The sequence below is a fragment of the Leptospira sanjuanensis genome (assembly GCF_022267375.1).
GTDB classification, from domain to species: domain Bacteria; phylum Spirochaetota; class Leptospiria; order Leptospirales; family Leptospiraceae; genus Leptospira; species Leptospira sanjuanensis.
The window spans coordinates 1,105,236-1,125,709 of the sequence record NZ_JAIZBH010000001.1 but is presented as its reverse complement, the minus strand read 5'-3'; the positions used below and the strand labels follow the sequence as shown (position 1 = coordinate 1,125,709).

The following is a 20,474-nucleotide window of genomic DNA, read 5'->3' as shown; positions in this document are numbered from 1 at the left end:
CCACTTACTTCCTTTTCTTCAATCTTTTTGGAAGCATCTCGTTCAAAAAGTAGTCTCCATTGATCTCTAAATACGTTCCTTTCCAATCACTCTTTTCCACATACATACCCTTCGGTAAAATCGATGGATCTAACATCGGATTCTCAGTCGTCACATAATATTTTACCGTTGTGTGCATGTGCGGACCTGTCGATCTTCCCGTGCTTCCTACGTTTCCAATCTGTTTACCAGCTTGGATCGGCTTCCCTACCTCTACCCATTGGCTCGGATCTTCCATAAAGTGTTTGTATTCGATTTGGAAAGTTCCCGATAATTCTCCGTCAAACTTACTCTCGATCGTTACACTGTTCCCTCCAGAATTCACAATCTGATTCATTTTCTTCGGATCGTTTACACTCTCAACGGCTTCCCTCGGTATCTGATGCTCTACTTGTCTTTCACTCAACAATTGACCTTTGTTTGAGGAAACCATCGTATAGAACCCGGCAACCGGAAACTCCTTAGTTCCTCCCTTGCTGTAGACCACACCCTTCATTCGAATTCCGTCATATTTAGAATTTTTAAAGTCCGGATCCAACTTAGCCAATGCGTCACGGCTTAGCGGCGTTTTCTCCCCTTCAAGATACAAGCCTTCTTTTCTAGGGCTTCCGTCAGGATGAGTGCCTTCCGGTAAATAGATCACTCCCGCTTTTTCTAACGCGCTCGAAGGAACCTTGATCTCTAATCCTTTCGAAATCCCAACCACCTTTCCATTCAACATCGTATTCACTTTTTCACCGTAATCCGCAGCAAAGTCGTTACCGATGTGGTTCACTGGATCTAAAGCCGTATCTGCCGCCGTTTTTTCGTAACGGTATCCCGCTTCGCCATAATGAGACGTATACGTCACTTTGTTGTTAAACGGTTTGTTTCCGATTGGATGGGCAAAATCCGGATGAGCCTCGTCAATCGGAAGCGTTCTCGTGATAAATCCCTTCTCGTCCTTGTGAGTCATATATCTCTCAAGAGCCGCTACCGCTGTCGCCGGCTTGCCTTCCGCACGAGACTTTGCATCTTCTTTCGCCGCTAATGTAAAAGCCGTGTCTTCGGCAAATCCTTTAGATCTCTTTTCGCGCTCTTCATATTTTACAATTTTACGATCGATCTCTTCAACCTTCTTCACATCACCCAGCTTTTCCAACGTTTCCTTTCTCGTTTCCAACTGTTTCACAATGTCTTTAATCGCGGGCCCTTCCTGTTCATACGATTGCTGTTTCCGGAGAACATAGTCGCCTAACGGTTCTTCCTTCCCGTTAATCACCTTTCTCTTCGGCTCATACTCCAAAAAGTTTTTGTCAATCTGTGCAAGACGTTCCTCTGCCTTCTTCAATTGATTCTGAACTTCCGATCTCTCTTTTGCGGTCTTCGGATCTTTAGGATCTAATCCGGCAAGTTTTGTCTCAAGGTTTTGAACCGTTTCCGATTGTTCAAAACGATTCTTAACAACTACGCTCCTCTCTACTCCAAAATTTCTCTCCAACTGATTGTGCATCGTCGTTGAGTCTTTGTCAAAAAGTGCGGCTACGTTTGTTTCGTGATCCTTCTTCGCAGTATTAATTTTGCTTAACTCGTTGCGGTCTTCGTTGGTTAACTTTCCATTCAGAGCAAGCTTCTCAAGTTCAACACGCCTGCTTTCATGAGGAAACGGTGCAACCGTCTCATTCAAATACGTCGACTTCCGCTTCTCCAAATGTTCCAAAGTTGCAATCATCTTCTCACGTCTCTGATTTAACTCAGGTGATCGAACATATTTTTCACCTGCATGATTTCTTTGGTGTCTCTCGTAGTCCTCTCTCTCAAGTCGCTTCTGATTGTCTAAAATCGCGGTCTTTTGTTTGTCAAATTCTTGGACTTTGGTTACGTGTTCCGGTTTCAAGTTCGATTCAAACGCTTTCTTCTTCGTTTCAAAATCAACTCCGCCCGTATTCTTACTTAGGTCGTTCTTCCCGATCGTTCTCGAATTTACAATCGCTTCCGCAAACCTTGGATCATTGCCATACGTTTTCGATACGTAAGTCTCAACACGATTCTCGACTTCTCGGATCGCTTTCGCTTCAGCAATCCCGCGTTCCTTCATCTTGTTCTGATGCGCAGCCATGTTCGTTTGTGTTTCCTGAATCTTCTGACGACCGGCATTCATACCGTCTACGCTTCCAAGTTCTCTTCCCAGTTTCCAAAGTCCTACGTGCGTTCCAAGCTCAGCTAAAGACTTTCCGCCTCCGACCTTAATTCCTCCCAAGCTAAACGCTCCGGAAGAATAGCCGGTTACCACATCCTTCATACCAGCTACGCCTGAAGGTAGATTCTTCGAAAGATCCTGTTTCAGCCAGGTATCGATGGCCGCAAGCTGGGATTTCGTATATCCTTTCTCTCCGTTCACTCCCTTCAACATCTCACGCATCTTCCCGATTCCAGGTAAGTTGTCAGCGTCTCTACTCCGAACCATATTCACAAAGTCTAAATTCTTTTTACCCTGAACTTCATGTGTTTGGATTGCGGAAGCGTTCTCGAACATCAAACGATTCGTCTCTTTGTTTGCTTCTATCGCGTTCTTGTTGAATTCTCTTCCTAAATGCTTCAAGTCGTCTAAACTACTGACCAATTCTCTGTCGCCTTTGGAAAGCTTGAGTAGGTTATCCGTTCTAACTAAAGCCGCATTGACTTCCTTACTTTCGTTTACGTAGTTGTGGACAACGTATCCTGTCTCTCCAACGATATACGTGTGGTTGTCTTCAACTTCAAAGTTGTATACCTTAGTTGGTTCTGTGTTGTAGTGAAAGATCCCAGTAACTCTCGCCCAACTTCCGTCTGCTTTGAGAACTTGATCTCTCAAGCGGAGGTCTTCTACCTTCACCCACTCTGATGTTTGCACAGTGTCGGTGTTTGCATTAGACGCATTCGCGTCTGTAGAAAGGGGAATCTCCTCACTTGCACTCATTCCCGCATTTAACAATGCGCCTTTCCGAGAAATAAGCTCGGTCGTTGCAACTTCAGAGTTCGCGGCCTTGTTTCTTCTTCTAAACGGGTGGTTCCAAGTAGTCTGCAACACTTCTTCCCCGTCGAGTTCCATATAAAATAACTGAGGAACTTCGTGTATGAACGTCTCGGTGACTTTCTTTGTCTCAAAGACTCCACTCTTCTCGTTCCAAGACAAAACTTTGTCTCCGATTTTCACATCTTCAATAACCTTGAAGCCTGATTCTGTTCGCACAGGTGTTCCGGCAACAAAACAACACCCCATTGCGAATTCTCCGCGAAATTCCAATTCTTTCAGAGCGTTTCCCGATCCGAAGCAGTTTAACCCTTAGCAAAGTCTCACTCTGAAAAAAAATTCCAGTACATGCGTTTTTAAAAATTCACGAAAGAATCCTCTAAGAGTGTTTCTCGAATATTCCATTTCTCTAATTGCGTATTTTACAAGTATTCTCCAATTCCAATTCGTATTCTCGCTTTCCCTGCTCGCGAACTCGCTCACAAGACTCACACAAGACCTGAATAGAACCCGAACAAGACTCGTTTGAAAAGGCATAGGGCGCGAACAAGACTCGAATAAAGCTCATTTTGGAAACGTTAGGACTCGAACAAAGCACGAACAAGACTCTGAATCATCGGCTAAAGAAGAAAAATCGGACCTTTTGATGAAACTTTTTCCAGACAGACTTTGAAAATAAACCCACTGCTCACTTTCAAATGTCCGAAGGTCTTTGTGGGCAGGGGCTTTGATCGAAAGCAAATTTACCAGAGCAACTTCTACTAACTAGATATAAAAGCTCTCTCATCAAATTTCGAGGCAAAATTGGACCTGCAACCAATCAAAATCGGAATCGGTGAGGATATAATAAAATATAAGGAGGTAAGATTAAGAGATGATTAAAAATGAAAATAAATCAGTTTTAAAATTAGTACTTCGGATCGTTTTGAAGATTCTCGATTTGATTCGAATATTTTTCGGATAATCAAAGACATTGCGAAGAAGCGGTAAAGCAGGGCTTGACCCTGCTTACCGAAACTTCTTAAATCCACGTTAGTAAATGCTAGTGCTGTATTTGTTTTCCCCAACTTTAATTTCTTTCGGAAAAACTCGGAAAAACTTCTAAAAACTCATTTTCAAGAGTAATACATAGTAAAATCTTCAGTATCGTAGTTTTTCCCATTGGAAAAACCTGGAAAAACCCCATATCTTCAATTCTTGGTTTCAATATGAATATGATTTGCGAGGGGGTAGTTACTCTCCCCCTCCGTCCCGATGTTTCCATCGAGATCGTCTTTAGAGAGAAAGTTCCAAAGATCGTTTTTTAATTTAGAAGGCTCCGCGTTTGGAGCGCAATGTAGTTGAGGCGAGAAGCTCGCTTTTCCTTTCTTTAGAAATGGAAAGTGATGTATTTGAAAGCGTCTTGCTTCAAAAGAACTTCGGCAACTCGTTTTCTCTCACGAGTCGATCAAAGGTGAAGGATAGAACTCGGACAAGACTCGTTTTCATATTTTTTCTTCAAACTGCGGAGAACTTCGGTTTTTTTCCCGGTTTTTTCTCTTTCAAGCAAGTTCCTTGCCGGAAGCTCCGCGATCGCTCACTCGAAAGTCACGGCCTCAGAACAGGCATTTAACAGATCCGCAAATCACCTGCTTTCAAACCTTCCAGTAAAAGCGGCTCTCATGACGCGGATGTCGGCACTTCCGATATTGGCCAATATCCGAAGTGTCCTCGCGTGCGATCTTTCCTTTGAATCGTTGTCGGTAATAACTTCAAGAAAGACTTGGCTCTGAGATAGCACCGCTCGGATTCCCTCCATCCGCTCGACATATCAATCAATATGCCGCATGAGAGCCGATATATTTCAGCTAAAGAAAGAAGGCGGTTTGCGCGAAAAACAATGAAATAACAAAGACGCTTTCCGATAAACGTGGTCTTGATTCTCGTTCGTTTTTTTCTCTCTTGCCGATTTTTTTCAAAATAATTCCGATCAGCCACAAAAGATATTTTAGCGGGATCGAAGATAAGCTCGTGAATTTAGAAAGAGGAGGGTCGGAAACGATGAAATTGAAAATAATATTAAAAATCTTTGAATTAGTTTTGATGTTCGCAGAAATCGTAAATGAACTCATAGAGATTTTGCAAAAAACAAATCCGTTCTAAAAAAGCGGATCTTCTCTCAGGTGGGGAATTTCCCCACCTGACAATTGCAGTCGTTTCGTAAGAGGAAAGCACCTCGATTCACAGCTAAAGAAGAAAGTTTTCCAGTCAATCGTGACCAAGTAAGATCATCGAATTCCGAAAATACAAGATTAGGAAAATTAAGGAAATTTCAGGATAAATCCAAGTGAGGAAAAACGAGGAAAAGTGAGGGAAAAATTCAGGAAGTTAGCAATGAGGAAATTCCTCATTACGAACCTCTCATCTTCTCTCCGATGATTTTGAGTTTTCTTTCGACCTCGATCTCCTTCTCTACAAATTTCCTCATTTGAGAAATCAGTCCTTGAATCTTCTTGCGATATTCTCTAAAGTTTCGTAGTAACAACTTCAACTCTTCATTCCGTTTCAAAGGACTCATCTTCTCCAATCGCTTGCGATACGCATCCATTCGCTTTTGAATTGCGACCTCTTCCTGCGCGTCCTGTCTTTTTTGCGAATTTCCCTTGTGAGTTTTCTCTTTTGTAGGTTTCATACTTTCAACTTCCAAATTCTCTCTTTTTCTCCGACGGCAGTGATCTGCGTCACGATCTCGTAGTCCTTTCTTTCCAATTCAGATATTTGTTCGTTTAACTTCGACGTCTTCTTTCTCACATTCACAAGCGCGTTCAACAACCGATTCACGGCTTCCTTCTTCTGACTCCTACTCATCTTCGAATACTTCTTCTGAAACGCCTTTGCCTTTGTTTCTACGATCTGCTTTTGTGTCTTCTTGTCTGTTTCCTCCTTCTTCTCTTTCTTGGTAGAAGGTTGATCTTTGTCTTTGAATTCCTTACGAATTTCAGAAATATATTTCTTTGCCGTTCCTACTGGTATGTTTTCTTTTTCCGATACCTTCTTGGCTAAATCCTTAACAGTATTAACGATCAAAAGTTCACCCTGAACTTTTGATTTTTCATTCGTGTTTTCTTTCAGAATATCAGGGCGGTATTCCGATCCTTCGGAATTGTTTCCAGTTAAAGAAGTCCCTTCTTCACTTGATATTTTAGACGATTTGCTCTTGCGGTCTCCGCCTCGATTGTCCAAAACAAGTTCATCCTTGTATTTGCGAAGAATCCTTTTCTTCAGTCGTTCTTTTCTTTGTTCAGGAGTCAAATGTCTGCGAAACAAATTGTCTCCTTCCAAGATGTCGTATTCCTCTTCTTGAGTAAGCTCGTTCATATAGTAACGAACTGGAATACTCTCAACACGACGTCGAACGTTCTCGTCTTCGTGTTCCTTTAACTCCAAAGCAATTCGATAACGGTTCTCTCCCGTCACAAGCATTCCGTCTTTCTTCGCGGTAAGTGCATCCAAGATTCCGTTGAGAGCAATGTTCTCTTTGAGACTCAGGTATTCTTCTTCACTGAGCGGTTCAAAGTCGTTGTTCGGATTCGGCTTCAAACTCTCTGGTTTCACCATCTTCACGATTGGATTCAGAGACACACCTTTCGGAATATATGTCTTCGTGTTCGAAGATCCAGGGCGAGGACTTGCTTCTTGTTCTTCCATCCACTCATTCGCTCTCTCTTCCGATCGCTTCACGATATCCCCTCCCGTTCTTCCACACAACTGAACAACTCTTCCGTCAACTCCCGAAATAACTCGTAACCCTTTGTATCCTCTTTCAACGCCCTTCCCATCTCAGAAGCCGTCTCAATCGCCGATAGTTGCCAGATCACCGTATTTGATACTTTGTATTTCTGCCTGAGCTTTAATATCCTCTCAGCGTCCTTCTTCCTCTTAGTCACGATTGAGGGAACAAGAAGAGTATTCGGATTCGTCTCCTTCCATCCAGCTTTCTGAAATTCCAAATACATCTTCTCGATCTCTTCCAGAAGTGTCTTTGTACCTTGAAAGTTCCATCTCGACGGCCTGATCGGATACAACACAAGATCCGCGATCCAAAGCGCAAACCGTAGCTCCAAACTCAAATACACAGGAGTATCAATGAGAAGATAATCATACGGCTCTTCTCTTAACTTCTCCGCAAACGAAGACAATAACTCCGGCTCACCCCCTAACTCCTCTGTGAGCTTTCCCAAAGAAAGCGTCGCCGGTAAGATAGAAATTCCTGGAAACCGAGTTTCATATATACAAGCTCTGATTTCTTTTTGCTCAAGTAATGCGTGATACACGTTCCTTGCATCCAACTCTTCTTCTTTTGTTCCACGCAGGAAGAAGTCCGTCAGGTTGTTGTTCAGATCCAAATCCATACACAACACTTTCTTCTTCCGGCGACTTAGTTCAAGCGACACGTTAATTGCCGTCGTTGTCTTAGCAACTCCACCTTTCAAATTCGCAAGCGTTACAATCTGCATGCCTTCGGCCTCCTAAGTAGTTTAGGTTTTTTTAAATTTCTTGTTTTGGTTTTGTTTCTTTGATTTCAGCTAAAGAAAGAAGTCTCTCTTTAACCGGAGAAGGGTTTTTGTAACTTCAGATTCTAACTCGTGTTCGATTGCTTTGTTTCCGGATTCTCCATTTCAGCCGGGTGCGTTCTCTCATATACCTCTTGCAGTTTACGAATCGCTACGTGCGTATATATTTGTGTCGAGTTCAGATCCCTGTGACCCAACATCTCCTGCACGTATCGAATATCCGCTCCGTTGTCGAGCATCAAAGTCGCCGTCGTGTGCCTGAACATGTGGGTCGAACCGCTCTTAGTAACTTCCGCTTTCTCCTTCGAGAGCTTCACAATCTCACCAATTCGACTGCTACCCATCTTCACACCTCGTACCGATAAAAACAAAACTCCTTCGTCCTGTCCTTTGACAAGTCCAAGCCTCACCTCTTCCAAATATCTCCCGATCCAGTCACATGCTCTCTCTGAAACTGGAATCAGTCTGTCTTGTTTTCTTTTTCCCTCTTTCACAAACAAAGTCCGATTCGCTAAATCCACTTCGCTGATTTTTAATTTCTGCAATTCAAAACTACGGATTCCCGTGGAATAGAATAACTCCAAGATCGCTCGGTTTCTAATTCCCAAACCTGTCTCTAAATCCGGAACTGACAATATCTTCTCCGCTTCCTCTACCTTCAATACGTTACGCGGTATTCGTTTCGGAGTTTTCGCAAGTTTCATCTCCCAACACGGATTCTTTTTTACATACTCCCGTCTTTGCATCCATTCAAAGAATATCTTCAAATTGATTAACAAATGATTCTGTGTATCCGGCGTGATGACCTTCTTCGTCACTTGATTGCGATACTGAGACACATACCTCTGATACCGATCCACAAGCGAAATCGTCATCTGATTAGGCTCCTCAAGCCCTCTTTCCATACACCACTTGAAATATACCTCTAAATAGAACCGAAGTCCTCGGATCGTATTCACACACGTCCCAAGCCCCTTCTGGTATCCTAAATATTCTAATATTCTTTTTTCTAATATACTCGGGTTCAAATCTTTCGTTAAAGGCTGGTGATACCTTAACTCCTTCGGGATTTTCTTTTCCCTTCCTCCCGTGCTTGCGTGTCTGTTAAATCCCATCTCTTCTTCCTCTCTCTCTTTCTAAATACCCGGAGTTTTCCATATGCCTGGGTTTTCCATCTGTGTTTTTTTCACTCCTAATACTAACGGTTTTACTTGGTTTTTTCCAATTCGGCGGTGTGTGCAGGTATATTGGAGCTGTGAGCTGTTTCTGCTACTAAACGGCCCCCAGGCAAAGGGGGAGTAAGGGGCAGGCGAACGGGGGGAGAAGTGTCCGTTTTGCTAGGCGAAGTTAGATCCGATGTGCGAATTTTTCCCGAAAATTCAGAGTTCGAAAGAAGTGTCTTCCAGTTTGATTCCGGTTTCGAAGGTTCTTCCTTGAATAGAGTCAAAGAGAATTCGTTTTCATTCTCTCTTTCTTCTTCCCAAAGAAGTTCGTATTCAATGACAATCCCCTGCTTTCCACTTCTTGCATACAAATATTCCAACTCTTCCAATCTCTTGAGATGAACACGAAGCCTAGTATCGCTAACGCCCGTTCTTTCTCGGATCTCTTTGCGCGTAAGCCTTACCGCGCTTCGATCTACCGCCCTCTCCTTCGATACCTCATCCACATATTCAGAGATCTCTTTCAGGAGTTTCTTTGTATGCGGACTCAAATCATCTAAGTTCTTCCCAAACACTCGGCTAAACAACACTCCCGCAAGTTCGATGTCACTCTTCTCTACTTCGATATATGAAATTTCCTTTCCTTCATCATCCTTTGCGATCTTCACTTCTCTTTGGTATTGATGAAGTAACGCAATCGTTCGAATGAGTGTTAAATATTTCTTTTGGTCCCGGCGCATCCGAAGCTTTGTGTCTGGAAATTTGAGTTCGTTTGCGTAAGGGTTCACAACCGACAAGGGCAGTATTAGTCTTTGGATGTTTTGATGAAGTATTGTGATTCCCTCTTTTTTCTTTCTCTTTAAAACTCCTTCTAAGGTTTCATCTTCTCTTTGATTTCGAAGGATCGTTTTGGTCTGCTCTCTCTCCTCGTTCACCGTTAAAATCACCGATCTGTTTTGCAGTTCTTCGTCGATCTCAATACTCGTCGTCGTTAAGAAAAGCACCACCGGCCCTTCCACCACATACTCCGTCGTCGCGAGCTTCCCCGTTAACTGGTCCTTGGTCGTCGTTGCGATACTGATTCGCTTTTCACTCTGCAAAATCTTCAAGGCATACTTAGCGCGCTCGATCCCCTCTTCTTCCGAGATCGCAAGGACTTTGTTCTTCAAATTTGTCGAAGACATATAGAAAAGACTTTGGCCCGTCATCGCCGAATATTTCTCTTTCTCTTCTTCCGGTACTAAATCGAGAATGGAATCCATGAGCGTTGACTTCCCCGCACTTGATGAACTTTGTATGATAACAGCCAAAGGATTCTCGGTCCGTCTTGTAAGTGTCGCTAAGTATCCGAGTAGCGAGTTCGTTCTCTCACCAACTAACCCCATCCTCTCAAAGTCCTCTAAGATCCTTGCGACAATCTCTGTGTCCTTTAAATACAAAAGAGCTTCCTCTCTTTCCTCGGCGGTAAGTTGTTTCTCTTCTCTCTCCGGTTTCTTGAGCTTCTCCAAATGTTCCCACAGTAATTCTTCCGTTTCCCGAAACACTTCTTTCAAGTCATTCGTGATCGTCTCTTCACTCGTTCCAGTCGCCTCGCTTGCGTTCTGGATATATCCTTTTCGCATCCTTTGATTCATGAGATCCAAGGTCTCGATATAATAGTCTTCACCCGTCACGAGCTTCAAATTCACTTTCATCTGATCCAAGCTCTGATTTCTGTAGAGTGACCTCACACGATATTCCCTTTCTCCTTTCCGAAACACGATCTCTTCCGCGCTTCTTGTTACCTCGAATCCTTTCGCGTTCGTTTGTTCACCGGTCTTCTCTTTTGCTTTTTCACTCTCTTTCAAAGGTATATCCTCTTCTTTCTCAGTCCTGTGTTCGCTCTCTTCTTCACTCGTTTCTCTCATCACTTCCGCATCGAGGAGGAGTGCCTGTAACTTCTCTTCCGGGTTCTCTACCTTTACCGCGTAGTCGTTCACATCCAAAGAAAAAGGTAACAACACTCGGTTGCAGGATATCCCTTCACTCAAGAGCCGATTCGCTAACCCCTCAGCCGCCTTGTTCCCCGATGTATCGTTGTCATACGCGATTCTCACTCGCTTTGGATTTTGCTTTAGAATTTCTGAATGGAGTTCCTGTGTGTATCCTTGCACTCCATAACTGCAAGTTGCGTTCCTGATTCCGTTCACATACAAGGTAAGTGCATCGATCACGCTTTCGCAAAGGACCAACTCCTTCTCACGAAACGCTTCTCGGTTCCAAAGTCCCGTATGCGGCCCTCTCATGTATCTGTGTCTTGTCTCGTGAGCGATCTTAATTGGTGTGAGATATCTTCCATACGCTCCTGCGGGATGACCGTCCTCGTCAAAAAGCGGAAACACAAGATATCCTCGAAAGTGTTCGTGTCCCTGCTTCTCACGCAAGAGACCGAACTCGGTTAAAACTCTTCTTGCTTTCTTTCCCGCTTTACTCTCTCCACTCGGTAGAAATCTTTCCACGAGAGTTCCGTTCGAACACCCCACACAAAACTTGCGTAGGATCTTTTCGTCATACACGCCGCGACTCTTCAGATACTCTCTTGCCTCCGGAGTTTCATACAACGTCTCTTGATAGTAGTCGAACACTCGATCGATGAGGTTCTGCTCTTCTTCGCTAAAGTCTTGAAAAGATTTGCGCGGTGTTTCGTTTGGAGTGAGAGCGGGAGTTTGGTTTGTGCTTTGTTTCTTTGGATGAGCGGTTTGAGGTTCGGTTACGATAAGCGTTGTGCTTTTCTTTTTGAGGAGAGATACTGCTTCCCGGAGGCTCACTCTCTCTTTCTTCATCACGAAATCGATCGCGCTTCCTCCCATCTGGCAAGCCCCAAGGCAGTGCCACAAGTTCTTCCCTGGTGTTACCACGAACGAAGGACTCTTGTCTTCGTGGAACGGGCAACGGCCTACAAAGTTCTTGCCGTGACGCTTTAACTCCACTCCATACTCCCTGACCAAGGCAACCAGATCGATGTCGCGTTTCAGCTCGGCAAGGCTGAGATTTTTTTGCGGTAAGCCCATGTTTCTTTCTGGTACCATATATGGTGCCACAAATACCATGCATGTTACAATGAGTCAACCATTTAGGAGGCCAGCCGCACTACAAAAGTTCCAACTAAATGATGGACATTCGCTTTTTGATAACGTATATGTTGATTCAGAAATGAAAAAGGTTCCCTCTAAACACCAAAATACAGGCTTTCCCGATCGTCTAAAAGAGCTGAGGATTCAAAAAGGATTCTCACAAGAAGATCTTGCAAAACTCGTCGGTTTGCACAAAAATCATATTGGAAGGTATGAACGAGGAGACTCCCAACCAACCGCCGACAAAATTACGAAACTCGCCGGCGTCTTAGAAGTAACGGGGGATTTTTTACTCGGAAACACAACCGAGGATCAAGCGAAGGTTCAGCTCGGAAACAAAGACCTTTTAAATCTCTTTAGTGAAGTCGAAAAGCTCTCGAACGAGGACAAAGAAAAGGTCACAGACTTTCTGGATGCGTTCCTAATGAAACGCAAGATGAAACAAATGATTGGCAGTAAGTAAACGACACTCGTATGGAAAAAACCATTCACACTCAATTCATCATAGACGACAAAGGAAAAAAGTCATCCGTCGTTCTACCTGTTGAGGAATACAATACCATCATAGCAAATAATTTGGAGCTTGAGAAAATCAACGCCCTTCTGGTTCGTCTCGTCGCCTCTCTGCCCGACAAAGGCGAATCCCAAAAAGAATTTAAGAAAGTAGTATCTCAAATTCGCAAATCAAGTAAGTCCGTCGAATCTGCGTTCAATTTGGAATATCAGAAGGTTCTTCTCCATACAATCAAAACGATTGACGAACTGTCTGGTATCTTAGAATCAAAAGAGGAAGAGCCTTCTAAAAAAGGAATCTTCGCTGGCATCAAACAAGGTTTCAAAGAAGCAAAACTAATTCAAGAAGGCAAACTCAAAGCCAAATCGATGAAGCAACTCTTAGATGAGCTTTGAAATCAAACCCACTCCCAACTTTGAGAAGGAACTCAAAGACTTAGTCAAAAAGTATCCTTCTCTCAAAAAAGAAATCAAAGAACTCTCTGATTCCTTAGAAAACGAACCGACCCAAGGCACTTCCATCGGTCAAAACTGTTACAAGATTCGGGTTCCGATCGCGTCTAAAGGAAAAGGGAAATCAGGCGGAGGCAGAGTCATCTCCTGCGTCTTCCTAATCGACAAGGTAGTATCCCTTCTTTCCATTTACGACAAAGCGGAAAAAGAAAATATCACTGACAAAGAACTCAAGGACTTTCTCAAGTCCATCAGTGAATCGGATTAGTCCTTGAAAGGTTCGATCTGATCCAAAGACATTTCAAACATAGCCCAACCTGATTCGTCAAAAGCAAGGCACATCACCTGGAAAGCTCCAAGTTGAGCGTCTACGATCATCTGCTGACCCGTCGCCTTTACCGTCACAACTTCACCCTGAGTATATTGTACGTTTTGCATATTCTGACAATATCATACTGCCTTACAAAGTGCAAGAGTCCCCGTATTCTTTTTTTGATATACCTGGTCGCCCGCAAAAACAAAAAACCCCCGGCGAGAAGGGGGAAGAACCGGGTAAAAAGAGATGGAGAATTTTCTTTTTGAATCAAAAGTTCGAACGCTCCCTCACTTCGGAAGATACGGTAACATTCCCTTGATTCTTTCCAAATTCTCAGGCAACATCTCAACCTTTACGAGAGCGTCCTTCTCAGCATCAAAGTAAACGCAAGACACAGTCGGGTTCCAAACTTTTTCTACATACATCTTCTGGCCAGTCTCTTTGTTCCTTACAGGTTCACCCAAAACAAAGCCCTTCTGTGTTCCGCTCTCTTTCATATCTCAGCGTTTTTGATAAAGTCTCTCAAACTCAAAGTCCCTTAACGGCTCTCTTAATCTTTAATTTCTCTACTTCGTCTTCCCAAAGTCAGGATGAAACTGGTCTTCTGTCAACGGGCAATGTCCCGCAAAGCCGCTGATCCCCATTGCAGTAAACTCCCCCTTCTTGTCTTTCAGAATTCCAAAATGAAGTAAGAAGGTGTTTTTCCTTTCATCATACGCATCTTCTCTTGTTAATTTCCCCGTTTGACCTTCTTGTCTCAGATATACTTCGTACGAAATATTGTTGTTGATTACGCTACTCGGAACAATCTCAAACGACACAATCTTCGTTTTGAAAAACAGATCAAACTCACACCAAGCGCGCCCTGTTTCAAAACTTTTTTCCCAAGCTTCACTTGCAGCGTATGACGAGGAATAATACCCAGCGGCATACGAATCAGATAAACTAGGACTTGTTAAACCGACTAACTTGTAAGCAAGTTTCTTTCGAATTGCTTCCTTGAATTTTTGAATTTGAGGAACCAAATGATCCTTTGCAATCTGCCTCGGGTCTAACTTTGCATCTTCAAACTGCTTTTCAATATCTGAACTCGCTCGGATGTATTTGATATCTTCGGCAAACATCTCTTCACTCGGACCAGACTTCCACTCCGGTCCGAAAAATTTACACTCAAAGAAAAGAAATATTAGAAGAAGATAAAATATTTTCGAAATATACTTTTGCATCATACTGGCTATTCCCTCCACTTACTTCCTTTTCTTCAATCTTTTTGGAAGCATCTCGTTCAAAAAGTAGTCTCCATTGATCTCTAAATACGTTCCTTTCCAATCACTCTTTTCCACATACATACCCTTCGGTAAAATCGATGGATCTAACATCGGATTCTCAGTCGTCACATAATATTTTACCGTTGTGTGCATGTGCGGACCTGTCGATCTTCCCGTGCTTCCTACGTTTCCAATCTGTTTACCAGCTTGGATCGGCTTCCCTACCTCTACCCATTGGCTCGGATCTTCCATAAAGTGTTTGTATTCGATTTGGAAAGTTCCCGATAATTCTCCGTCAAACTTACTCTCGATCGTTACACTGTTCCCTCCAGAATTCACAATCTGATTCATTTTCTTCGGATCGTTTACACTCTCAACGGCTTCCCTCGGTATCTGATGCTCTACTTGTCTTTCACTCAACAATTGACCTTTGTTTGAGGAAACCATCGTATAGAACCCGGCAACCGGAAACTCCTTAGTTCCTCCCTTGCTGTAGACCACACCCTTCATTCGAATTCCGTCATATTTAGAATTTTTAAAGTCCGGATCCAACTTAGCCAATGCGTCACGGCTTAGCGGCGTTTTCTCCCCTTCAAGATACAAGCCTTCTTTTCTAGGGCTTCCGTCAGGATGAGTGCCTTCCGGTAAATAGATCACTCCCGCTTTTTCTAACGCGCTCGAAGGAACCTTGATCTCTAATCCTTTCGAAATCCCAACCACCTTTCCATTCAACATCGTATTCACTTTTTCACCGTAATCCGCAGCAAAGTCGTTACCGATGTGGTTCACTGGATCTAAAGCCGTATCTGCCGCCGTTTTTTCGTAACGGTATCCCGCTTCGCCATAATGAGACGTATACGTCACTTTGTTGTTAAACGGTTTGTTTCCGATTGGATGGGCAAAATCCGGATGAGCCTCGTCAATCGGAAGCGTTCTCGTGATAAATCCCTTCTCGTCCTTGTGAGTCATATATCTCTCAAGAGCCGCTACCGCTGTCGCCGGCTTGCCTTCCGCACGAGACTTTGCATCTTCTTTCGCCGCTAATGTAAAAGCCGTGTCTTCGGCAAATCCTTTAGATCTCTTTTCGCGCTCTTCATATTTTACAATTTTACGATCGATCTCTTCAACCTTCTTCACATCACCCAGCTTTTCCAACGTTTCCTTTCTCGTTTCCAACTGTTTCACAATGTCTTTAATCGCGGGCCCTTCCTGTTCATACGATTGCTGTTTCCGGAGAACATAGTCGCCTAACGGTTCTTCCTTCCCGTTAATCACCTTTCTCTTCGGCTCATACTCCAAAAAGTTTTTGTCAATCTGTGCAAGACGTTCCTCTGCCTTCTTCAATTGATTCTGAACTTCCGATCTCTCTTTTGCGGTCTTCGGATCTTTAGGATCTAATCCGGCAAGTTTTGTCTCAAGGTTTTGAACCGTTTCCGATTGTTCAAAACGATTCTTAACAACTACGCTCCTCTCTACTCCAAAATTTCTCTCCAACTGATTGTGCATCGTCGTTGAGTCTTTGTCAAAAAGTGCGGCTACGTTTGTTTCGTGATCCTTCTTCGCAGTATTAATTTTGCTTAACTCGTTGCGGTCTTCGTTGGTTAACTTTCCATTCAGAGCAAGCTTCTCAAGTTCAACACGCCTGCTTTCATGAGGAAACGGTGCAACCGTCTCATTCAAATACGTCGACTTCCGCTTCTCCAAATGTTCCAAAGTTGCAATCATCTTCTCACGTCTCTGATTTAACTCAGGTGATCGAACATATTTTTCACCTGCATGATTTCTTTGGTGTCTCTCGTAGTCCTCTCTCTCAAGTCGCTTCTGATTGTCTAAAATCGCGGTCTTTTGTTTGTCAAATTCTTGGACTTTGGTTACGTGTTCCGGTTTCAAGTTCGATTCAAACGCTTTCTTCTTCGTTTCAAAATCAACTCCGCCCGTATTCTTACTTAGGTCGTTCTTCCCGATCGTTCTCGAATTTACAATCGCTTCCGCAAACCTTGGATCATTGCCATACGTTTTCGATACGTAAGTCTCAACACGATTCTCGACTTCTCGGATCGCTTTCGCTTCAGCAATCCCGCGTTCCTTCATCTTGTTCTGATGCGCAGCCATGTTCGTTTGTGTTTCCTGAATCTTCTGACGACCGGCATTCATACCGTCTACGCTTCCAAGTTCTCTTCCCAGTTTCCAAAGTCCTACGTGCGTTCCAAGCTCAGCTAAAGACTTTCCGCCTCCGACCTTAATTCCTCCCAAGCTAAACGCTCCGGAAGAATAGCCGGTTACCACATCCTTCATACCAGCTACGCCTGAAGGTAGATTCTTCGAAAGATCCTGTTTCAGCCAGGTATCGATGGCCGCAAGCTGGGATTTCGTATATCCTTTCTCTCCGTTCACTCCCTTCAACATCTCACGCATCTTCCCGATTCCAGGTAAGTTGTCAGCGTCTCTACTCCGAACCATATTCACAAAGTCTAAATTCTTTTTACCCTGAACTTCATGTGTTTGGATTGCGGAAGCGTTCTCGAACATCAAACGATTCGTCTCTTTGTTTGCTTCTATCGCGTTCTTGTTGAATTCTCTTCCTAAATGCTTCAAGTCGTCTAAACTACTGACCAATTCTCTGTCGCCTTTGGAAAGCTTGAGTAGGTTATCCGTTCTAACTAAAGCCGCATTGACTTCCTTACTTTCGTTTACGTAGTTGTGGACAACGTATCCTGTCTCTCCAACGATATACGTGTGGTTGTCTTCAACTTCAAAGTTGTATACCTTAGTTGGTTCTGTGTTGTAGTGAAAGATCCCAGTAACTCTCGCCCAACTTCCGTCTGCTTTGAGAACTTGATCTCTCAAGCGGAGGTCTTCTACCTTCACCCACTCTGATGTTTGCACAGTGTCGGTGTTTGCATTAGACGCATTCGCGTCTGTAGAAAGGGGAATCTCCTCACTTGCACTCATTCCCGCATTTAACAATGCGCCTTTCCGAGAAATAAGCTCGGTCGTTGCAACTTCAGAGTTCGCGGCCTTGTTTCTTCTTCTAAACGGGTGGTTCCAAGTAGTCTGCAACACTTCTTCCCCGTCGAGTTCCATATAAAATAACTGAGGAACTTCGTGTATGAACGTCTCGGTGACTTTCTTTGTCTCAAAGACTCCACTCTTCTCGTTCCAAGACAAAACTTTGTCTCCGATTTTCACATCTTCAATAACCTTGAAGCCTGATTCTGTTCGCACAGGTGTTCCGGCAACAAAACACGTGTCTAAATGAAATACGCCCGCCTTGTCCACCATCTTGCTTCCGTCGTTCGCAATACCGAAACTCTGGGCAATATCTCCGAACATTCCCGTTACAAACTTACCGAAAGTGCTCGTTGCACTCTTACCGTCGTTGAAGCGGATCTCAATCCCCGATCTTTCTCCGGCTCTCGTTACATCGTCCTTCCACTTCTGCAAGCCCTCAGGCGTTTGGGACATCGCTTCCTTGTGCGCGTTCCATTTCTCTAACAACTTCTCAGGCTGTGCATTCTCTACGTCGATACTGCCGTCCTTGTTTTTAGGTAAATACTTGTCCACATCTGCTTGCGTAAACAACGGTTTCTCCATCTGCGTCGCAATACTCAGCTCCGTACGCAAGATCTCCATCTGAGACTTCTCGTGATTGTAAGAGCTGTTCTCAGCTGTCACACCTTGAAGATATTCGTTCTGGAAATTCTGGTTCAAAGTCGCCTGTTCCCAACCATGACTGTTCGTGTTGTAGCTCACAGTACCGATCGTAGCCCCTTTCAGTCCCTGGATGCTAAAACCCAATACACCGTCATTCCCTAAGTCAAGCGTCGCTCCCCCTCCTCTCAGTCTCTGAGGAATCGCCGTGTTTCCGTCGTGGTTGTAAGACAACGCTAAACTCGAGTGACCTTCTCTACTCGCCGATACGTTCACGCTCCCGTTCGCCCAAGACTTTCCACCTGCCTTGTTCACGTCATAGCTCGCGTTCGCGGTATAGCTGCCGCTTTTAAAGTTGTAGTCTAACCCTAAGCCTACGTTGTTCGTAAAGTTCGTGTTCACGTTCATTCCAAGACCTTGATCAGCATTGTAGCTCAGTCCCAAGGTTAGATTGCTCATTTTCATTCCTTCCAACGCGGTCTTTAATATTTCTCCCCCAGGTAACCCTTTGACACCGGACACGTTCAAGCTAACTCCACCGCCCCAACCGCCTTTCACTTCGTGTTGACCCGTCAAAAGGTTCGCGTTCTGATGTTTGGTATACGTTACGTAGCCCGTAAGAGGAGTTTTTACTCCTAAGGTCGCCGTCGAGATGAGGCCGTTTACAAGGGCTGCAGCCGAGCCATTTGCCCCGTTGATTCTGTTTTCGATCGCCATCGTCGCCGCTGTACTCGCCGCAAGCATGGCCACCTGCGCATTGTTAAGCGAAAGCCCAACCGTCGCCAATGTTGTGTTAATCGCCGTCGCACCCGTTCCGATCACCGAATTTAACATCTGAATTCCCGCGGGACCGCCGAAATAGGTCACTGCTGCCGCTGCTGCTAACTGGACCAATACCTCAGCATCCTTCAGTCTTTGTTCTCTCGCTGCCTTTCTCGCCTCTTGTTTGTCGATTTGGTATTTGAGCAATAACCCCAGATTGTGACCCATTGCAGGATCTCCCGTCAATGCCTCGCCGATCTTGTCAAAAAGGACGTTACGCATCTCCGTTTCTACATACGCTTTGTTGATAATGCCTTGTCCCGTTCTGCCTTTCACGTCTTCCAGCGTTATCTTGTTGTGCCACTCTTTACTTTGGTCATATATCGAAGAACGGAGGTCCGAAGGTACGACCGATTCTCCCAGCATGTTCCCTAAATCCGCTACCGAAGTCAGAATTCCTTTGAATCCCTTCGATATGAGAGACGTGATTCCTCCGTTGAACAACTTGTTGTCAAGGATAAAAAGGGAGCTGTATCCCAGTGTAAGCGGCAGTCCGTTGGTCAGCATCCCGTCCCGTCTGTGTAAATCCCGCTCCGCTTGTTTGCGCACCACAAAGTCGCTCGCCTGTTTCGACCAAAGCTCGATTTGAGCAGGATCCATATGCGTAACTCTGCCGTATTCCTTCACAGAAGCGCTCGCAAGCACCTGTTGCGTCGTATCCCAGTTTTTAATATCTTCTTTCAGATCCCTCAGTTTCAGTTCGTTCAGGATCGATCTGGTTTCTTGATTGATATGTTTTTCGTATTTCTCCGACGTTAATCCAAGATCTCCCGTGATATGAGCGCTCGATTTAATTCCCGCTCCCACAACCTCGCCGATATTACCAGATATCCCAGCTACGACTCGCTTAAACTCACCGCCAAGAGATTGTAAAGAAAACGCTCCGCTACGCATTCCAAGCTCTTCTTTTGCCTGGCGCATCTCCATATATCCGATCGCAACTTGGCCTAAGGCGTTGGGCGAGTTCGCTTCGCGAAACGCGCTCTCCGCTTCAATCAGCATCGCACCATCAAGTGCAAAGAAAGAAAAAGAACAGCGTATTACTCGATGGTGCAATGCCGGATTTACGCTACGATCCCTCTCGCGGGGAAATACTTTCTCTTTCAGCAGTTGATTGCTTCGCACAGCCTGTGCAGTCGGAATGTTTTTAACGTTAGCCGTTGAAAGTTTGGAGAAAAAAATGAAAGGAAAGTTGCTGAGTCAGGAACCGACTCTTTGATACATCAAAGAGTCGTCTACAGAGTGCTTTTGTCAATGGGAAAGGAGAAGTTGAAGGAAATTTTTGTTCGCCTGATTCACATGTAAAACTGTATGTCCTTTCAATAGAGAACCTTTCTTGTTGTTCCTTGCCATTCGCGGGTTTGCAAGTTCTTCACTTCGGTAAATACGGCAATATCTCCTTGATCCTCTCCAAGTTTTCAGGCAACAGATCCACCTTCACAAGACTTTCCGTCTCTGCATCGAAGTAAATGCAAGGTACAGTCGGGCTCCAAGCCTTCTCCACATACATCGTTTGACCCGTCGTTTTGTCCCGAACCGCTTCGCCGAGGACGAAGCCTTTTTGTGTTCCGTTGGATTTCATGCGTTTCTT

General features: G+C 44.3%; 14 protein-coding genes and 1 pseudogene. 3 read left to right on the top strand and 12 right to left on the bottom strand.

Going from position 1 to position 20,474, the window contains the following annotated elements:
* Window positions 1-4: 4 nt before the first annotated feature.
* The 6 genes from LFX17_RS05000 to LFX17_RS04975 form a co-directional block, all read right to left on the bottom strand.
* Window positions 5-3,193: a M23 family metallopeptidase gene (locus LFX17_RS05000; RefSeq protein ID WP_238745417.1), complete on the bottom strand. Its 3,189-nt coding sequence runs from the start codon at window positions 3,191-3,193 to the stop codon at window positions 5-7.
* 2,227 nt (window positions 3,194-5,420) lie between these two features.
* Window positions 5,421-5,702, bottom strand: a complete 282-nt coding sequence (locus LFX17_RS04995; RefSeq protein WP_238745415.1) for a hypothetical protein — start codon at window positions 5,700-5,702, stop codon at window positions 5,421-5,423.
* Window positions 5,699-6,718 (bottom strand): ParB N-terminal domain-containing protein, encoded by a 1,020-nt coding sequence (locus LFX17_RS04990; protein ID WP_238745413.1) that lies wholly within the window; start codon window positions 6,716-6,718, stop codon window positions 5,699-5,701. The genes LFX17_RS04995 and LFX17_RS04990 overlap by 4 nt, the downstream gene beginning before the upstream one ends.
* Before the next feature lie 29 nt (window positions 6,719-6,747).
* The gene (locus tag LFX17_RS04985; protein WP_238745411.1) at window positions 6,748-7,527 is read right to left on the bottom strand and encodes a ParA family protein; all 780 of its coding nucleotides are present in this window, start codon (window positions 7,525-7,527) and stop codon (window positions 6,748-6,750) included.
* A 122-nt stretch (window positions 7,528-7,649) separates the two neighbouring features.
* On the bottom strand, window positions 7,650-8,699 hold the full coding sequence (locus tag LFX17_RS04980; RefSeq protein ID WP_238745408.1) for a tyrosine-type recombinase/integrase: 1,050 nt from the start codon (window positions 8,697-8,699) through the stop codon (window positions 7,650-7,652).
* Between the two features lie 92 nt (window positions 8,700-8,791).
* Window positions 8,792-11,797 (bottom strand): CHC2 zinc finger domain-containing protein, encoded by a 3,006-nt coding sequence (locus LFX17_RS04975; protein WP_238745405.1) that lies wholly within the window; start codon window positions 11,795-11,797, stop codon window positions 8,792-8,794.
* Here LFX17_RS04975 and LFX17_RS04970 point away from each other — a divergent pair.
* From LFX17_RS04970 to LFX17_RS04960, 3 genes are read left to right on the top strand one after another with little or no spacing between them, the layout of a single operon-like run.
* Window positions 11,796-12,323 carry a helix-turn-helix domain-containing protein gene (locus tag LFX17_RS04970; protein ID WP_238745403.1) on the top strand — a complete coding sequence of 176 codons (528 nt, stop codon included), beginning with the start codon at window positions 11,796-11,798 and terminating at the stop codon, window positions 12,321-12,323. The two genes, LFX17_RS04975 and LFX17_RS04970, sit on opposite strands and share 2 nt — an antisense overlap.
* A gap of 11 nt (window positions 12,324-12,334) precedes the next feature.
* Window positions 12,335-12,769, top strand: coding sequence for a hypothetical protein (locus tag LFX17_RS04965; protein ID WP_238745401.1), 435 nt, complete (start codon window positions 12,335-12,337; stop codon window positions 12,767-12,769).
* Complete coding sequence (locus LFX17_RS04960; protein WP_238745398.1) at window positions 12,759-13,094, top strand: type II toxin-antitoxin system RelE family toxin; 336 nt, start codon at window positions 12,759-12,761, stop codon at window positions 13,092-13,094. The genes LFX17_RS04965 and LFX17_RS04960 overlap by 11 nt, the downstream gene beginning before the upstream one ends.
* Here LFX17_RS04960 and LFX17_RS04955 read toward each other — a convergent pair.
* The 6 genes and pseudogenes from LFX17_RS04955 to LFX17_RS04935 all read right to left on the bottom strand — a co-directional run bounded on the left by LFX17_RS04955 (window position 13,091) and on the right by LFX17_RS04935 (window position 20,465).
* Window positions 13,091-13,264, bottom strand: coding sequence for a hypothetical protein (locus LFX17_RS04955; protein ID WP_238745395.1), 174 nt, complete (start codon window positions 13,262-13,264; stop codon window positions 13,091-13,093). The genes LFX17_RS04960 and LFX17_RS04955 overlap by 4 nt on opposite strands.
* Before the next feature lie 165 nt (window positions 13,265-13,429).
* Window positions 13,430-13,639: a hypothetical protein gene (locus tag LFX17_RS04950; protein WP_238745392.1), complete on the bottom strand. Its 210-nt coding sequence runs from the start codon at window positions 13,637-13,639 to the stop codon at window positions 13,430-13,432.
* Between the two features lie 69 nt (window positions 13,640-13,708).
* Complete coding sequence (locus LFX17_RS04945) at window positions 13,709-14,371, bottom strand: hypothetical protein (protein ID WP_238745389.1); 663 nt, start codon at window positions 14,369-14,371, stop codon at window positions 13,709-13,711.
* An 18-nt stretch (window positions 14,372-14,389) separates the two neighbouring features.
* Window positions 14,390-16,705 carry a M23 family metallopeptidase gene (locus LFX17_RS20955; protein ID WP_406600697.1) on the bottom strand — a complete coding sequence of 772 codons (2,316 nt, stop codon included), beginning with the start codon at window positions 16,703-16,705 and terminating at the stop codon, window positions 14,390-14,392.
* Between the two features lie 371 nt (window positions 16,706-17,076).
* Window positions 17,077-19,828, bottom strand: a pseudogene (locus LFX17_RS20945) (TIGR04388 family protein); the annotation flags it as partial.
* Window positions 19,829-20,255: 427 nt separating this feature from the next.
* Complete coding sequence (locus tag LFX17_RS04935) at window positions 20,256-20,465, bottom strand: hypothetical protein (protein WP_238745382.1); 210 nt, start codon at window positions 20,463-20,465, stop codon at window positions 20,256-20,258.
* Window positions 20,466-20,474: the final 9 nt, after the last annotated feature.

Bases quoted from the DNA above. Each gene is read 5' to 3' on its own strand.
- LFX17_RS04995 (WP_238745415.1), bottom strand. From the start codon at position 5,702: ATGAAACCTACAAAAGAGAAAACTCACAAGGGAAATTCGCAAAAAAGA.
- LFX17_RS04990 (WP_238745413.1), bottom strand. From the start codon at position 6,718: ATGGAAGAACAAGAAGCAAGTCCTCGCCCTGGATCTTCGAACACGAAG.
- LFX17_RS04985 (WP_238745411.1), bottom strand. From the start codon at position 7,527: ATGCAGATTGTAACGCTTGCGAATTTGAAAGGTGGAGTTGCTAAGACA.
- LFX17_RS04980 (WP_238745408.1), bottom strand. From the start codon at position 8,699: ATGGGATTTAACAGACACGCAAGCACGGGAGGAAGGGAAAAGAAAATC.
- LFX17_RS04970 (WP_238745403.1), top strand. From the start codon at position 11,796: ATGTTTCTTTCTGGTACCATATATGGTGCCACAAATACCATGCATGTT.
- LFX17_RS04975 (WP_238745405.1), bottom strand. From the start codon at position 11,797: ATGGGCTTACCGCAAAAAAATCTCAGCCTTGCCGAGCTGAAACGCGAC.
- LFX17_RS04965 (WP_238745401.1), top strand. From the start codon at position 12,335: ATGGAAAAAACCATTCACACTCAATTCATCATAGACGACAAAGGAAAA.
- LFX17_RS04960 (WP_238745398.1), top strand. From the start codon at position 12,759: ATGAGCTTTGAAATCAAACCCACTCCCAACTTTGAGAAGGAACTCAAA.
- LFX17_RS04955 (WP_238745395.1), bottom strand. From the start codon at position 13,264: ATGCAAAACGTACAATATACTCAGGGTGAAGTTGTGACGGTAAAGGCG.
- LFX17_RS04950 (WP_238745392.1), bottom strand. From the start codon at position 13,639: ATGAAAGAGAGCGGAACACAGAAGGGCTTTGTTTTGGGTGAACCTGTA.
- LFX17_RS04945 (WP_238745389.1), bottom strand. From the start codon at position 14,371: ATGATGCAAAAGTATATTTCGAAAATATTTTATCTTCTTCTAATATTT.
- LFX17_RS20955 (WP_406600697.1), bottom strand. From the start codon at position 16,705: ATGAAGGATGTGGTAACCGGCTATTCTTCCGGAGCGTTTAGCTTGGGA.
- LFX17_RS04935 (WP_238745382.1), bottom strand. From the start codon at position 20,465: ATGAAATCCAACGGAACACAAAAAGGCTTCGTCCTCGGCGAAGCGGTT.